At 59.2% G+C, this 16,116-nt stretch carries 11 protein-coding genes; 3 read left to right on the forward strand and 8 right to left on the reverse strand.

Annotated elements, in window-relative coordinates:
* Window position 1 precedes the first annotated feature (1 nt).
* From sufC to VM554_11210, 3 genes are read right to left on the reverse strand one after another with little or no spacing between them, the layout of a single operon-like run.
* Window positions 2-766 carry a Fe-S cluster assembly ATPase SufC gene (gene sufC / locus VM554_11200; GenBank protein HVJ08942.1) on the reverse strand — a complete coding sequence of 255 codons (765 nt, stop codon included), beginning with the start codon at window positions 764-766 and terminating at the stop codon, window positions 2-4.
* Window positions 767-768: 2 nt separating this feature from the next.
* Window positions 769-2,223, reverse strand: coding sequence for a Fe-S cluster assembly protein SufB (sufB, locus tag VM554_11205; GenBank protein ID HVJ08943.1), 1,455 nt, complete (start codon window positions 2,221-2,223; stop codon window positions 769-771).
* Entirely contained in the window at window positions 2,220-2,699 is a 480-nt protein-coding gene (locus tag VM554_11210) for an Rrf2 family transcriptional regulator (protein HVJ08944.1), read from the reverse strand. Before VM554_11210 ends, sufB begins: the two co-directional genes overlap by 4 nt.
* 425 nt (window positions 2,700-3,124) lie before the next feature.
* Here VM554_11210 and VM554_11215 point away from each other — a divergent pair, with 425 nt between their 5' ends.
* Together VM554_11215 and VM554_11220 are read left to right on the forward strand one after the other, a co-directional pair.
* Window positions 3,125-6,895 (forward strand): TonB-dependent receptor, encoded by a 3,771-nt coding sequence (locus VM554_11215; GenBank protein ID HVJ08945.1) that lies wholly within the window; start codon window positions 3,125-3,127, stop codon window positions 6,893-6,895.
* A 198-nt stretch (window positions 6,896-7,093) separates the two neighbouring features.
* Window positions 7,094-8,401: an amidohydrolase family protein gene (locus VM554_11220; GenBank protein HVJ08946.1), complete on the forward strand. Its 1,308-nt coding sequence runs from the start codon at window positions 7,094-7,096 to the stop codon at window positions 8,399-8,401.
* Window positions 8,402-8,515: 114 nt separating this feature from the next.
* Here VM554_11220 and argE read toward each other — a convergent pair whose 3' ends face one another.
* From argE to hutH, 5 genes are read right to left on the reverse strand one after another with little or no spacing between them, the layout of a single operon-like run.
* Entirely contained in the window at window positions 8,516-9,643 is a 1,128-nt protein-coding gene (gene argE / locus VM554_11225; protein HVJ08947.1) for an acetylornithine deacetylase, read from the reverse strand.
* A complete protein-coding gene (locus VM554_11230) occupies window positions 9,640-11,043 on the reverse strand; it encodes a formimidoylglutamate deiminase (GenBank protein HVJ08948.1) in 1,404 nt (467 codons plus the stop codon). Before VM554_11230 ends, argE begins: the two co-directional genes overlap by 4 nt.
* Before the next feature lie 60 nt (window positions 11,044-11,103).
* Window positions 11,104-12,330, reverse strand: coding sequence for an imidazolonepropionase (hutI, locus tag VM554_11235; GenBank protein HVJ08949.1), 1,227 nt, complete (start codon window positions 12,328-12,330; stop codon window positions 11,104-11,106).
* Complete coding sequence (hutU, locus tag VM554_11240) at window positions 12,327-13,985, reverse strand: urocanate hydratase (protein ID HVJ08950.1); 1,659 nt, start codon at window positions 13,983-13,985, stop codon at window positions 12,327-12,329. Before hutU ends, hutI begins: the two co-directional genes overlap by 4 nt.
* Window positions 13,982-15,496, reverse strand: coding sequence for a histidine ammonia-lyase (gene hutH / locus VM554_11245; GenBank protein HVJ08951.1), 1,515 nt, complete (start codon window positions 15,494-15,496; stop codon window positions 13,982-13,984). Before hutH ends, hutU begins: the two co-directional genes overlap by 4 nt.
* 146 nt (window positions 15,497-15,642) lie before the next feature.
* Between hutH and VM554_11250 the strand changes: the two genes are divergently transcribed.
* On the forward strand, window positions 15,643-16,116 hold the full coding sequence (locus tag VM554_11250; protein ID HVJ08952.1) for an Lrp/AsnC family transcriptional regulator: 474 nt from the start codon (window positions 15,643-15,645) through the stop codon (window positions 16,114-16,116).

Here is a 16,116-nt window from a genome sequence, read left to right on the forward strand (position 1 = left end):
CCTACCGCGCGCCGGCTGAAACCGGCTCTATCCAGCCATAGCCCTTGTCTTCGAGTTCCAGCGCCAGCTCCGGTCCACCGGATCGAATGATCTTGCCATTCGCCAGCACATGCACAAAGTCGGGAACGATGTAGTCCAGCAACCTTTGATAGTGAGTGACCAGCACAATCGCGCGCTCCGGGCTGCGCATGGCATTCACTCCTTCAGACACAACTTTCAGCGCATCGATATCCAGGCCGGAGTCTGTCTCGTCAAGAATTGCCAGCTTCGGTTCTAGAACCGCCATCTGCACAATCTCGTTTCGCTTCTTCTCGCCACCGGAGAAGCCCTCATTTACGGAGCGGCTTTGGAATCGCTCCTCCATGCCCAGCAGACGCATCTTCGCGCGCAGAAGCGGCAGAAAGTCGATTGCATCCAACTCCTCTTCGCCGCGATATTTGCGCTGGGCATTCAGGGCTGCACGCAGGAAATACGCATTGCTGATTCCAGCGACCTCAATCGGGTATTGGAAGGCCATGAACAATCCTTCGCAGGCCGCCTCCTCCGCCTTCATCGCCAGCAGATCTTTTCCATTGAACAGCACCTCACCCTGAGTGACCTCATAGGTTTCGCGCCGCGACAGCACCTGTGCCAGCGTGCTCTTGCCGGAGCCGTTCGGCCCCATAATCGCGTGTATCTCGCCTGCGTTGATTGTCAGGTCAATCCCTTTCAGAATCTCCTGATGATTCACACTGGCATGAAGATTGCGGATTTCCAGCAATGCCATATCTACCCCACGCTCCCTTCCAGACTCACGCTCAGCAGCTTCTGTGCCTCTACGGCGAACTCCATCGGCAGCTCGCGAAACACCTGCTTGCAAAAACCATTAATGATCATCGAGACAGCTTCCTCTGATGAAAGTCCACGCTGCCGCAGGTAGAAGATCTGGTCTTCGCCGATCTTCGATGTAGATGCCTCGTGTTCCATCTGCGCGCTGCCGTTTCTTACTTCGATGTACGGGAAGGTGTGCGCGCCGCACTTATCTCCAATCAGCAGCGAGTCGCACTGCGTATAGTTCCGCGCGCCGGTTGCGCCTTTCATGATTTTTATCAGGCCGCGATAGGTATTCTGCCCGAAGCCCGCCGAGATACCCTTCGACACCACAGTGCTGCGCGTGTTCTTGCCAATATGGATCATCTTGGTTCCGGTATCGGCCTGCTGATGATTGTTGGTCAGCGCGACAGAGTAGAACTCGCCTACCGAGTTATCTCCCATCAGAATGCAGCTGGGATACTTCCACGTGATCGCGGAACCTGTCTCCACCTGCGTCCAGGAGATCTTCGAGTTATCTCCCAGGCACTTGCCGCGCTTCGTCACAAAGTTGTAGATGCCGCCCTTGCCATCCTTATCGCCCGGATACCAGTTCTGCACGGTCGAGTATTTGATCTGCGCATCGCCCAGAGCCACCAACTCCACGACCGCAGCGTGCAACTGGTTTTCATCCCGCACCGGAGCCGTGCAGCCCTCCAGATAGCTCACATACGCGCCTTCGTCCGCAATAATCAGCGTTCGCTCAAACTGTCCGGTATCCGCTGCATTGATGCGGAAGTACGTCGAGAGCTCCATCGGGCAGCGCACGCCCTTCGGCACATACACGAACGAGCCATCGCTAAACACCGCCGAGTTCAAGGTGGCAAAGTAGTTGTCACTGTAAGGAACGACAGATCCCAGGTACTTCTCAATCAGGGCGGGATGCTTGCGAACCGCTTCAGAAAAGGAGCAAAAGATAACTCCCTTCTCCGCCAGCTTTTCCTTGAATGTTGTGGCTACCGATACGCTGTCGAATACCGCATCCACGGCCACTCCCGAGAGCCGCTTCTGCTCATCGAGCGATATGCCCAGCTTCTCGTAGGCCATCAGAATCTCCGGGTCTACTTCTTCCAGGCTCTTGCGTCCAGGCTTCTGCCTGGGTGCCGAGTAGTAGACGATGTTCTGATAATCAATCGGGTCATATTTGATGTTTGCCCACTTCGGCTCGGCTTGTGCCCGCTCCAGCGTGACCCAGTGGCGATAGGCCTTCAGCCGCCACTCCAGCATGAACTGCGGCTCTTCTTTCTTCGCCGAGATCAGGCGGATAATATCCTCGTTCAGGCCCTTCGGAATCCGATCCTCGTCTACCGGGGTGATAAATCCCCACTTGTATTCCTGGTTGGTAAAGTCCTGGATCATATTGGCGGTTGTCATTGAACCCTCCCTGTACCCACGGTGATTGCGGTAAGCGCACTTCCCCGGCCCGGCGTCCGTGTTCCCAGTCGTAATGAAGTTGTCAGATCGGAAAGTGTGATGCCCTCCAATGTCTGCTGCAGGGCGCGGCTGATCACGTGGGAGTTATGCTGCACGCCACAGGTGCCTTCCAGCAGGCAATAGCCGGGCGTCGTTGCGCATTCGGTAAAACCGATCGGACCTTCGAGTGCCTCGATAATTTCAGCCACTGAGATCTCTGACGGACAGCGAGCCAGCGCATAGCCGCCCTTGATTCCCCGATAAGAAATCAGCAGCTTGCGATCCAGGAGCGCCTTCAGAATCTTTACGATAGTGGCGGATGGAAGCTGCGTGGCCGCGATAAGTTCCCGCGTCGTATGCAGTTCCGTCCTGGAACAGCCGCCAAGGTACTGCATCACGACTAGCCCGTAATCGGTCAATTTATTCAGTCGGAACATCGCCACTCAAATCTATACTAGATCAGTATAGGTTCAAGCGTACCACTCGCTGCGACACGAATCAAATCGGAGGAGGCGGGTCTTGCGGCCCTTGTATCAGCCTTCTTTATTCGTGCTATTACAAACGGTTATAAGGGGGCAGGCTGACGCCTCCAATAAATATATTTGCAATAGAGCTTTTCGCAGTTTTCGTAAGCTCTCGGGACAGCAGAGCTTTTTTCTGAAAAACTTGATCGTACGTCGATAATCCGCACATAATAATGGGCAATTGGGCTTTTTCCCTCCGCACTGCAGCATTGCTGAACTAGCTGAACCAGCTGAACAGGCATCAGACGTTCGACACACACATAAAAACAAGTTCAGGAATCATTTTCTCGCGTGAAGTGTTGTCGATGTTTCTCATCGGTATCTTGGAGACCAAACGCATGAGATCTATCCGCCAATTCCTGCAATTCGTGTTTGTGCTTGCTTTGTGCAGCCCCGGATGGCCGCAGAGCTCGCTAACCTCTCTCCGCGGAACTGTTACGGACCCCTCGGGTGCAGTTGTCCCCACTGCTGAAGTTTCGCTGGAGAACCCCGCCACGGGCACCAAGGTGTCGAAGACAGCAAATGCTGCGGGCGAATATGTGTTTCAGCAGCTTGTGCCTGGCACCTATACCATCACGGCGAGGGCCAGCGGTTTTGGCGAGCAATCCAAGAAGGCGGAGCTCCTCGTAAATCAGCCTGCCACGGTTAATTTCAGTCTCAGCGTTCAGTCGGCTACCACCACGGTGGATGTCAGTGCGGAAGCGCAGACCCTGAATACTACCGACGCGAGCATCGGCAACTCGATGGATAATGCCATGATTCAGGCGCTGCCGGCGGAGGGCCGCAACGTGCCCGATCTGCTCAGCCTGCAGCCCGGCGTGCTCTATCTTGGACGCGGTATCGACGCGAATACGGATAGCCGCACCGGTTCTGTCGCAGGCGCGCGTTCCGATCAGACGAACGTTACTCTGGATGGCCTCGACGACAACGATCAGGAGGCAGGCTTCGCTTTCACCGGTGTACTGCGCTCCACGCTGGATTCCATTCAGGAGTTTCGGGTAACCACCACAGGCTCCAATGCCGATGCCGGTCGCTCCTCGGGTGGGCAGGTCAGCATGGTCACCAAGAGCGGCACCAATCAATTCCACGGTAGCGCGTATGAATACAACCGCAACACGTTTACCGTAGCCAACGACTGGTTCAACAAAGCCGCGCAGAAGAGCAGCGGCCAGGCAAACGTTCCCGGCAAGCTCATCCGCAACACCTTTGGCGCCGCCGTCGGTGGACCGATCAAGAAGGACAGGCTTTTCTTCTTTGGAAACTATGAAGGTCAGCGCACGGCGGAGAATAAGCAGGTCACGCAGATCGCTCCCACTGCATCCTTCAAAGCCGGCAATATCAGCTATCCAAGCAATGGCAGCACGATCACGCTGAACCGCGCGCAAATTGCCTCGATGGATAGCGAGCCGAATGGGCAAAACTGCACCTACTATGGAACCTGTCCCAATGGCCCGGGAGTTAACTCGGCTGTCCTCGCGTATCTCAACCAGTTCCCCACTGCAAACGGCTCGGCGCTCGGTGACGGATTCAATCTCGGCTCCTTCAGCTTCTCTTCGCCCCACCCAGGATCGCTGAATACCTCGATCGCAAAGCTCGACTATCAACTCAACCAGAGCCATCACCTATTCGTTCGCGGAAACTTGCAGAAGGACACGCAGTCTGGAATTATGCAATTCCCTGGCCAGCCCGCCTCCTCCATGCTCATCGACAACACCAAGGGCATCGCAGCCGGGGATACCTGGGCCATCACTCCGAATCTCGTCAACGATCTTCGCTACGGCTACACCCGCCAGGGATACAGCAACCGTGGAACCGGGCAGGGCGCGTATGTGGTTTTCCGCTTCCTGACCCAGTGGGAGCCGGAAACCCGCAGCACCATTGTGAATGTGCCGGTCCACAACATCATCGACAGCGTCAGCTACACCAAGGGCAAACATAACCTGGCTGGCGGAATCAACTGGCGCCTCATCAACAACAACCGCAGTTCGGATGCAAATTCGTACAGCTCGGGAAATACAAATATCTATTGGATCAACACTGGCGGCACGATTGCCGGGCAGGGCATCGCACTGGACCCCGCCGCACATGGGTTTGCTCCTGTCGATGAGGGCTTCTCGAATTCGTACAGTATCGCTATCGGAGCTCTGGTCGGTCTCGTTCCGCAAACCAATGGGCAATATAACTTCGATGTTGCCAAAGACGGATTGACGGGCAAAACATTGGCACAGGGCGCCTTTGTCAATCGAGACTTCAAGGCCAACGAGTTCGAATACTTCCTGCAGGATTCCTGGCGAGTCCGGTCCAATCTAACCGTGACCTACGGCCTGCGTCAGACTATCCTTCAGGCTCCCTACGAAACGCATGGCCAGCAGATTGCGCCCACCACCAACATGCACAAATGGTTTGAGACGCGCGCAGTGAATGCCGCCAAGGGCATAACCACCCAGCCGGACATCAGCTTTGCCGCCGCCGGTCAGGCCAGGGGATTGAAGCCGTATTGGGACACGCAGAAGGATGCGATCGCTCCACGCATCTCAGTCGCGTATTCTCCCACGCCGCTTACCTCCATCCGCGCCGGGTTCGGCATGAACTATGATCACTTCGGCCAGGGCATCGTCAACAGTTTTGACCAGAACGGATCCTTCGGTCTGAGCACGAACCTCGCCAATCCTGCCGGAGCCTATTCGGTAGACAATTCTCCGCGCTTTACCGGTATCCACGATGTTCCTCCGCTTCAAGGTGTCAACATTCCTTCCGTTATCGCTTATCCCTACACGCCGCCCAACGACGTGAATACCGGCTTCGCGATTACATGGGGAATCGATGACCACCTCAGGACGCCATATGCCGAGACGGTAGATTTCTCCGTCCAGCAGCAACTGCCCAAGGGCTTCATCATGGAGACGGCCTATGTCGGCCGCTTCGGCCACCATCTGATGCAGCAGCTCGATCTTGCGCAGCCGCTCAACCTGGTAGATCCGAAGTCGGGACTGAGCTACTTCCAGGCGGCAACCCTGCTCTCCAAGGCGGTGGATGCAAATGGCGGCGATCCGAACGCGAGCATCGCGGCTATCCCGTATTTTGAAAACATGTTCCCGCAGTGGGCCTCTGACGGCGTCAGCGCCACTCAGAACATCTACAGCCAGTTGTGGGCTTTCAACCGTGGCAATGAGACAACCGGCCTTGCGGTGCTAGACGCATTTTGCGGCGACCTATGCACTCCGAACTTCGACGGAAACGGCCTCTACGAGCCTCGCTTCTACCAGCGCCAATTCTCCTCGCTATACGCCTGGTCCTCCATCGGGAACAGCAACTACCACGCTCTTCAGTTCACTCTGCGCCACGCTATGAGCAACGGATTGCAGGTTGATGCAAGCTACACCTTCTCGAAGTCGATGGACATGGGTTCGGACACGGAGCGCACCGGGGAACTCAACGCGGGGAGAGCCAGCAACAGCGAGATCCTAAACGCCTTCAACACCAGGCTGAACCGTGGGCTCTCCGACTTCGACATTCGCCACCTCATTACCTTTAACTGGGTTTATGAGTTGCCCCTTGGGCAAGGCAAAGCTTATTGGTCCGGGGCAAATTCCTTCGTCAACAGCTTCATCGGCGGATGGCAGTGGTCCGGTCTGGGACGTTGGAGCAGTGGTCTTCCCTTCAGCATCTCGCAAAGTGGCTGGACGACTGATTGGCAGATCGGATCGAACATGGTGCAAACCGGGTACATCAAGATGCGCAAGCACATTGATTCCTCGGGAAGCCCGCAGGTCTTCGACAACCCGGATGCAATCAACAACGGAATTGCCGCAGGCACTCCTCTCCGCTTCCCCTATCCGGGTGAGGCGGGTCCAAGGAACAACTTTCGTGGAGATGGCTTCTTCGGTGTGGATTCCGGTCTGGCAAAGAACTGGAAGATCACGGAAAGGCAGGCGGTTCGGTTTACGTGGGAAGTATTCAACGCGACCAACTCCGTTCGCTTTGATACAAATCCGCAGAGTGCTAATGGTGGCCTGACGACACAGGCGCAAAGCGGAAGCCTTGGCAAGTATGCTTCCACGCTCACCGCGCCGCGTATTCAGCAATTCTCTCTGCGCTACAGCTTCTAGCATTCAGCCTTACACCAACTCGTCTGCCGGTCCGCAACTCCGGGTTGGCAGACGAGTGAATCTTTCCATCAACAACCGCTTCCTGCTTGACTCTCCTCCATGGGCATCCTGATGCATCGCTCATAAAATTGCTTGAAGAATTAGAGTGGTTGGCAAAGGATGCGGCTCGACAGGGCTCGTTTCCACGGAAGGGAACTTATGAAGCCTTCACTTTTCAGATGCATCTGTGCTCTGGCCCTGCTGCTGGCGGCAACATCTCAGCTCCTTGCGCAGCGCCCCCGGCCTACGGGCACTGTAGCCGTCCTCGCTGGCCGATTGATCGACGTACGGACGGGAGACGTCCTGACGCACAAATACCTTATCGTGGAGAAGGAGCGGATCGCGCGCATCGCAGATACTGCTCCTTCCGGCATCGCGGTCATCGATCTCTCCAGATTCACCGTTGTTCCAGGGCTCATCGATTGCCACGCGCACACCCTCAGCGATCCCACATCGCAATCGTGGGCGTCCAGCCTGCGTACCTCCTCTGCCGACGGCGCACTCTGGGGAGTCTATAACCTGCACCTCTGGCTGGAGCATGGATTCACGACGCTGCGCGATGCAGGCGAGCGCGATCCTGCTTACGGCCAAATCGCGCTCAGGAATGCTGTCGAGCGCAGGATCATTCAAGGCCCGCGAATCTATCCGGCTGGCAGTTTTATCTCCGTCACCGGAGGACACGGGGACGGCAACGCGCTTGCGCCGGACATGCCCCTTCCCGCAGGCCCTAATATTGCCGATACCGTCGATGACGTAGATCGCGTGGTGCGGCGCGATATCAAATACGGCGCCGATTGGATCAAGCTCATGGCCACCGGCGGGGTTATGGATCCCATCAGCGATTATCACGTGCAGGAGCTAAGCGAGGAGCAGATGGCGAGAGCCGTTGAGGTGGCGCATCGTGCCGGGAAGAAAGTGATGGCTCACGCCGAGGGGACCGCTGGTATCAAGGCAGCCATCCGCGCCGGGGTTGACTCCATCGAGCACGGCACGATGCTCGACGAAGAGGGCGCGCAGATGATGGAGCAGCGCGGAACCTGGCTTGTTCCCACCCTTTACTGCTTTCAGCATGACATGGAGACGGGCCTGTCCAAGGGCCGCGATCCAGCCAGCTTCGCCAAGGGAACCGAGATCCTCAAGGAGCAGGGACCGGCGTTTCACCGTGCGCTCGCACATCATCTCAAGATCGCCTATGGCGTCGATGACGACGATGTGGATGAATCCGTATCAAAGGAGTTTGGCGCCCTCGTCCGTGGCGGGATGACGCCGCTGCAGGCCCTGCAGGCCGCCACGATCAACGGCGCTAACCTGCTTGGGAAAAGCCAGGACATCGGTACCCTCGAAGCTGGGAAGTTCGCGGATATCGTTGCTGTTCCCGGCGATCCTCTGCACGACATCACAGCCATGGAGCACGTCGCCTTCGTGATGAAAGCGGGCGAAGTGGTGAAGCCTCTTCCGAAGGAGTAGTAAGACTCTTCGCCTTAGTATGTCTTCTTGTGCGCCTTCTTCTTCTGCTCAAGAAACAATGCTTGTTACCAAAGACGATGGCTTGGCATCCTGCAGCAGGAAGGCGCAATGAGGTTATGACGCGCGCATCAGCATCCGTATCACGGCTACTGCTTCTTCCAACTCGCTAATCGGTACACACTCCCGCTCGCTGTGCGCGGTGCGCATGTCACCAGGCCCAAACACCACAACCTCATCCGCGAAGGTCGCGAGCAGGCTGGCCTCCGATGCAAAGGGTATCGAGGTCGCCGCTCTGCCTGTCAGGTTTTCGAGCGCCCGCACCAGCGGGGAATCGGCGTCTGTCTCAAACCCGGTCTGCTGGCGCATCACCTTCATCTCATACTGGCAGCAGGCACCGCCGTTTTGCCGCTGCTCTGCGGTTTTCTTGATGAGCTGCAGCATCACATCCGCAGGCCGTCCGGGAAGCGGTCTCCACTCCAACTGGAATTTGCATTGCCCCGGAACAATATTCTTCGCCGTACCGCCCTGGATGGTTCCCACATTTAGAGTCGTAAATCCCGGACTATAGAAATTGTCCTGCTCCTGCATCAGCTGCGCAGCGTATTGTTCAATCGCCGTGATCAGGCGAGCCGCACCGTAAATCGCCGACTGTCCCTGCTGCGGATGCGCGCTGTGCGCTTCGTGCCCGAGTACCGTGATCTCCGCCACGCAATAGCCTTTGCCTGCACGTGCCACATGCAGCGACGTAGGCTCGCCAATCACAACCCGCTGCGGTTCGAGGAGCCCCGCAGACAGCAGTTGCGAAGCTCCCACGCATCCCACCTCTTCATCTGCCGTCAGCACCAGGCGCAGTCCATCGGCGAAGCGCCCGGCATGGCTCTCGCTGATGGCCGTCAACAAACATGCCAGGAATCCCTTCACGTCGCACGCGCCGCATCCGTAAAGCAGCCCGTCCCTTTCAAAAGGATCGAGTGCCCTGGTCCACGCCGCTGCATGTGGCACGGTATCCGTGTGACACATGAACACCAGATCGACCGCAGGATTTTCTATCTGTTGCCTGGGAGGTGCGGCAATCAGATTCACCTTTTCGATTCCGGCAGCATCGCGATAGGCCGCCAGTCGCGTCTGCCATTCTGCTGCGTGCAGCACCTCGATTGCATAGTCCACCACTGCGCGATTTGAGATCGATGAGACTGAATCTTTACGAATCAAATTCGAAAGGTGTTCGATGACTGTCTTCATCCGGCAACGCTCCCAATTTCGCTGTCACGCCACACCTTCTGGTGGAGATCCCTGTAGCGAGCGAGGATCTCTTCTGCGAGTGCATGCCGCTGCTCTCGCACGACAAACTTTCCATGGACCACGATATCGCGGATCGCCGCGCGGCCCAGGGAGAAGACGAGCAAGGGCAGCAGATCCTCAGCCGCATGGCCCGCAATCGTCACGTCGTTCAAATCCACTGTGAAGAAGTCGGCAAAGGATTGCGGCTGCAGCGTTCCTCCGGGCATGCCCAGCGCGCGCGCTCCGTTCACCGTCGCACAATTCAGGAGACGTGGGGCCAGGTCCTGCCCTTCGATCTGATCCAGGACCGCACGCTCCTGATAGCGGAGACGGAGGTGATAGTCGAGCTCCCGCGCATCTTCCAGCGGATCGATTTGTGCCTGGCTGTCCGACCCAAGAGCTATCGCGATTCCCGCCTGCATCGCCGCGTCCGAGGCGAAGATGCCGTCTCCAAGATTCCGCTCCGTGGTTGGGCAGCAACAGATTGCTGTACCCGCCTGTGCCAGCGCAGCAATCTCTCGTGGAGTGATATGGGTTGCATGGACTGCGGTGAAGTCCGGTCCGAGCAGACCTTCGCGGTTCAGCAGCTCCACCGGAGTCGCGCCGTATTCCCGCTCGCACGCCTCGTTCTCCGCTACCTGCTCCGCCACGTGCATGTGGAGCGGCAGTGTCCTGCTCCGGCTCCACGCAGCAATCTCTTTCAGGTCGTTCAGCGGCACTGCGCGAATGCTGTGCGGAGCCACGCCAAATCGCACCTCTGGAGAGTTCGCCGGATATGCGCCGACAAGCGCATCCATATTCTCCAGAAATCTAGAGGTGGTTTCAAAAAAACGAGTCTGCCCATTGTCGTTCGGCAAGCCAAAACCCGATCGCAGATACGCGGTGCGCAGCAGAACAATCCGGATGCCGACCGACTGCGCTGCAGCAATCACCTGCTTGCTCAACAGGTTTGGATCGTCATACGGGCGTCCATCCAGCGCATTGTGCAGGTAGTGGAACTCCCCGACGGTCGTCGTTCCCGCCAGCACCATTTCGAGGAACGCCATGCGCGCCACATCGTAAACTTCCTGCGGTTCAAGGTTACTGGCGGCGTGATACATCGTCCCACGCCACGACCAGAAGTTCTTCCCGCTCACCACGCGCGACTCTGACTTGCCTCGAATCAGCCGCTGAAAGGAGTGCGAGTGAGCATTCACAAATCCAGGCAACAGAGCTTTGCCGGGCAGGTCGATCACGTTGTCCGCCGCGGCATCCGCACCTGTGGCGATGCTGACGACCACGCCATCGTCCACCAGCAGTCCGGCGTTCGCTACGAACTTGCCATCCGTGTAGAGCAGCTCAGGACGGTAGAGTGTCTTCATCGTTCGCTCGTATCTCCACGGTCTTCCGATTCGTCATCTTGCGGATTGGGCCCACAGAATTTACCCCACAATCCTCTCACCCTTTATCCACACTTCTCGTACAGTGTTTGTTCCCATTGCGTAGACAAGTTCGCGCCAGTCACTGGCCTGCAATATCAAAAAATCCGCCTGCGCTCCCGCTTCGATTCGGCCTGCATCCATCAGGCCCAGTGCGCTCGCGGCATTCACCGTCCCTGCAACCAGGGCCTCCCGCGCGGTCAGTCCATTCAGGCGAACGGCCAGAGCCAGCGCGGCAGCCATAGAGAACAGCGGGCTCGATCCAGGATTCAGGTCTGTCCCCACCGCCACCGCAGCGCCTGCGTCGATCAGCTTGTGTCCGGGTGCAGCCGGCAATCCCAGGTGCAGGGAGACGCCGGGCAGAATCGTCGCAATCGTCCGGCTCCGGGCCAGCGCCGCGAGTTGCTCCGGCCCGCATGCCTCCAGGTGATCGACGCTCAAGGCTCCCTTGCGTATGCCAAGTTCCAATCCGCCGATGCAGTGGAACTGCTCGCTATGCAGCTTGGTTCGCAGGCCTCTCTCTTCGGCGGCGCGCAGCATCAGTTCTGCTTCCTCCACATGCCACGCTTCTCTCTCCACAAAGACATCGACCGCCGTAGCCAGCCTGCGCTTCGCTGCTTCAGGAATCAGCTCCTCCCGCACCTCCGCGACATATCGTGCGCGATTCGCCGCCTCAGCCGGAGGAATATGAATCAGCAATGTCGGCACGATGCGCGCAGGCGTAATCCGCGCAAGCTCGCCGATCGCCTCCAGCATCGCTATCTCGCTCGCCGCCGTAAAGCCGTAACCGGACTTCACCTCGATGCACGTCGCGCCGGAGCGAAGCAGCACATCGATCCGCGGTTTCGCCAGGGCAACCAGTTCTTCGCGAGAGGCCTTTGCTGTGGCGCGAATCGTGCTTCGGATTCCGCCTCCCGCGGCCAGAATCGATTCATAGCTTGCGCCCGATGTGCGTGCGTCAAAGTCGGCCAGCCGGTCGCCGGCCCATACCGCGTGCGTGTGCGGATCGATCAGCCCCGGAACAACCGCGCGGTTCCCCGCATCCACGGTTCTGGCCGCTTCCCCTGCCCAGTCGCACGTTCTTCCTGTCCACAGCACCCGCCCGGCAGCAATGGCGATCGCGGCCCCCTCGGTCGTCTTCAACTCGCCCATCGCGCGGCCGTGCTTCGGCCCGGGGCCCTCCGGCGTTACCAACTGTGAGATTCCCTTTACCAGCAGGTCTGCTTTCATGGCACGCTCGGCAAGTCCAGACCGCGTTGCTTTGCCGTCGTCTTCGCCAACTCATAGCCGGCATCGGCGTGGCGAGCGACTCCCAGTGCAGGATCGTTGGTCAGGCACATGCGCAATCGCTCCTCTGCCTCATCGCTGCCGTCGGCCACGGCCACCAGCCCGGCATGCTGGCTATAGCCCATGCCAACGCCGCCCCCATGGTGAAAGCTCATCCACCCCGCACCGCTCGCAACCCCTGTAGCAAAATTCAGCAGCGCCCAATCCGACACGGCATCGGAACCATCCAGCATCGCCTCCGTCTCGCGGAAGGGGCTCGCCACGGAGCCAGCATCCAGATGATCCCGCCCTATGACGATGGGAGCCTTCAAGCGCCCGTCACGCACCATCTGGTTGAACAGCAGCCCTGCTCGGTCCCGCTCGCGATATCCCAGCCAGCAGATGCGTGCCGGCAGTCCCTGGAAAGCTACCTGGCTGGATGCGAACCCCAGCCACTCCTTCAGACGCTTGTCGTCCGGGAAGAGATCGAGCAGCGCCTGGTCTGTTGCCGCAATGTCGGCAGCCTCTCCCGAGAGCGCCACCCAGCGAAATGGTCCCCGCCCCTCGCAGAACGAGTCGCGGATAAACGCCGGCACAAATCCGGGATAGGAGAACGCGTCGCTCACTCCCGCAAGTCTGGCTTGTGTCCGCAGATTGTTGCCGTAGTCAAATGCCACCGCGCCGCGCCGCTGCATATCGAGAATCGCCTGCACGTGCGCCGCAATGGAAGCCTGCACGCGCACGGTGTATGCGGCGGGACTCTGTTGGCGTAGCGCATTCAGGTCCTCGTCCGCGCGGCAGATGGGCACGTATCCCCAAAGCGGGTCGTGCGCACTCGTCTGATCTGTAACCACGTCAGGTGTAAATCCCCGGCGCACCATCTCCGGCAGCACCTCGGCGGCATTACCCAGCAGTCCCACGGAGACCGCCTCCCGCTGCTGTTTTGCCCGGTGCGCGATCGTTAGCGCCTCGTCCAGCGAGCCGGTTGCCTGGTCCAGGTAGCGAGTCTCCAGCCGTCGCTGGATGCGGCTCGCGTCCACCTCGACGCAGAGGCTGACGCCCCCAGCCAGCTTGATCGCCAGTGGCTGTGCACCGCCCATTCCGCCCAGCCCCGCGGTTACCGTGATCGTCCCCGCCAGCGTGTCGTTGAAGTAGCGTTTCGCCGCGCCGCGAAAGGTTTCGTAGGTCCCCTGCAGAATTCCCTGCGTCCCAATGTAAATCCAGGACCCGGCAGTCATCTGTCCGTACATCATCAGGCCAGCTGCGTCCAGCTTGTCGAACTCCTCCCACGTTGCCCAGTGCGGCACCAGGTTGGAGTTCGCAATCAGCACCCGCGGCGCCAGCCTGTGCGTCTCGACTACCGCAACGGCTTTGCCGGATTGCACCAGCAGCGTCTGATTGTTCTCCAGGCGCTCCAGGGTTTCGATGATCCGGTGGTAGCACTCCCAGTTCCGCGCCGCCTTCCCGCGCCCTCCGTACACAATCAGTTGCTCCGGCTTCTCGGCCACCTCGGGGTCAAGGTTGTTCATCAGCATCCGCTTGGCTGCTTCCTGAATCCACCCCCGCGCGGTTCGAGTGTTTCCCCTGGGTGCGCGAATCGGAGAATAGCCCTGGCTCATTGCATCACCTCGACCGGTTGCGGATTCTCCTTCAACTCCACGCTCGCCAGAAATGCCGATGCATCCTCCATCCGTGTCGATAACACGCAGTCTTCTTTCCACGCTGGCACTTGCTGCCGGAAGCGCCGCCTTGTCTCTTCGAGCGCAGGCGTGCTGGTGTCTCCGCGCAGATCCAGCGCGCGCGTTGCCGCCAGCAGCTCAATCGCGATGACCATCCGCGCCAGCCCCACCGCCTGCTCCAGCTTGAGGGCCGACGTCATGCCCATGCTCACAAAGTCTTCCTGGTTTCCGCTCGTCGGAATGGATCCTGTCGATGCCGGAGCAGCCAGCACGCGCATCTCCGACACCAGAGCCGCTGCGGTTACCTGGGCCATCATCAGCCCGGATTCCAGTCCCGCGTTCGAGGCAAGAAACGCCGGCAACCCCTCATTCAAGCTGGGATTCAGCATCCGCTCCGTGCGCCGCTCCGAGATCCCCGCCAGCTGAAACAGCGAGATGGCGAGGTAATCCAGCGCAAGGGCCAGCGGAGCCCCATGAAAATTTCCTCCCGAGACAATGGCGTCCTCAAAGACCAGGGGATTGTCCGTCGCACTGTTCAGCTCAATCGCAAACACGCGCCGCGCCTCGGCCAGCGTGTCCCACATCGCTCCATGCACCTGCGGAATGCAGCGCAGGCAATAGGCGTCCTGAATGCGGCTCCCCATGCCCTGGCTGCGCGGAATCGTGCTGCCCTGCAACAGGCCAGCCAGGTGACGCGCGCTCAACACCTGCCCGGGATGCGGACGCGCCCCATGCAATCGCGGATCCAGCGCCGCCGAGGTCCCGCGCAGCGCCTCCATCGTCAATGCTGCCGTCGTCTGCGCGGAGTAGAAGAGCCTCTCCATATCGCACAACTGCAGGCACCCCATCGAGAGCATCGCCTGCGTGCCGTTCAACAGCGAGATTCCCTCCTTGCCCTGCAGCTTCAGCGGCTCCAGTCCGGCGCGTTGCAGGCACACCCCACCGGGCAGAATCTGCCCTTCGAACTCTGCCTGCCCTTCGCCAATCAGCACCAGCGCCATGTGTGCCAGGGGGGCGAGATCGCCGCTCGCGCCCACGCTTCCCCGCGAAGGAATCACCGGCGTGATTCCGCAATTCAGCAGGTCGCAGATGCGCTCCGCAATCACCGGACGTATTCCGGAGAGCCCCTTGGCCAGAACATTGGCGCGAATCAGCATCATGCCCCGCACCACGCGCGGAGCCAGTGGGCGGCCCACCCCGCAACTGTGCGAGCGCACAAGGTTTACCTGCATCTGCTCGATTTCGGAGTCATCCAGCCGAATGTCCGCCAGCAGGCCAACGCCGGTATTCAGCGCATATACCGGCTTCGACCCGGCCATCGCTTCTTCGACGCGCCGTCGCGAAGCATTCATCCGCTCCATCGCTGCCGCGGAAATGTGGACCATCGCAGACCGGTCTGCAACCGCCGCCACATCCTCTATCGTCAGGCTCTCGCCATCCAGAACAATCATGGTTTGATGCTAGTAAGCTGGGAGGCTGGCGGGAATAAGGTTTCCACTGTTTTAAGGCTGGTGTGAAGTGGGTTCGGTCGAATTACTAACACAATTCGAAAGAATCGATGGAGAATAGTTCAGAAAGCAAAGGAAAGAGGTCCGCAATGCTAGACGCGGCAAATATCGGCTCCAATATCGACCCCATCGACCGGAAAATCCTGCAGGAGCTGGCTCTGGACGCGCGCCTTCCCTTTGCCGAGCTAGGCCGCCGCGTCGGACTCTCTCCCTCTGCCGCCGCCGAGCGCGTCCGCCAACTGGAGAGTGAGGGCTTCATCCGCGGCTACCGCGCCGAGATCAATTTCGAGGCGCTGGGATTTCCCATTACCGCCTTTGTGCGCCTCACCTGTGATGGAACGCGATACCGCCCCTTCCTGAAGTTTGTTCAGACCCTCGACGCCGTGCAGGAGTGCTATCACCTCACCGGCGGAGACGCGTTCCTCCTCAAGGTAATGCTCTCCTCCGTCGCCCAACTGGAGGAGTTGATTGAGCGCCTGCTGCCCTACGGCAACCCGACGACCAGCATGGTCCTCTCCACCCCCCTCAAGCGGAACCAGAGCGCCCACCTGCTCCACAGTTGA

This window comes from Acidisarcina sp. (assembly GCA_035539175.1).
Taxonomy (GTDB): domain Bacteria; phylum Acidobacteriota; class Terriglobia; order Terriglobales; family Acidobacteriaceae; genus JANXZS01.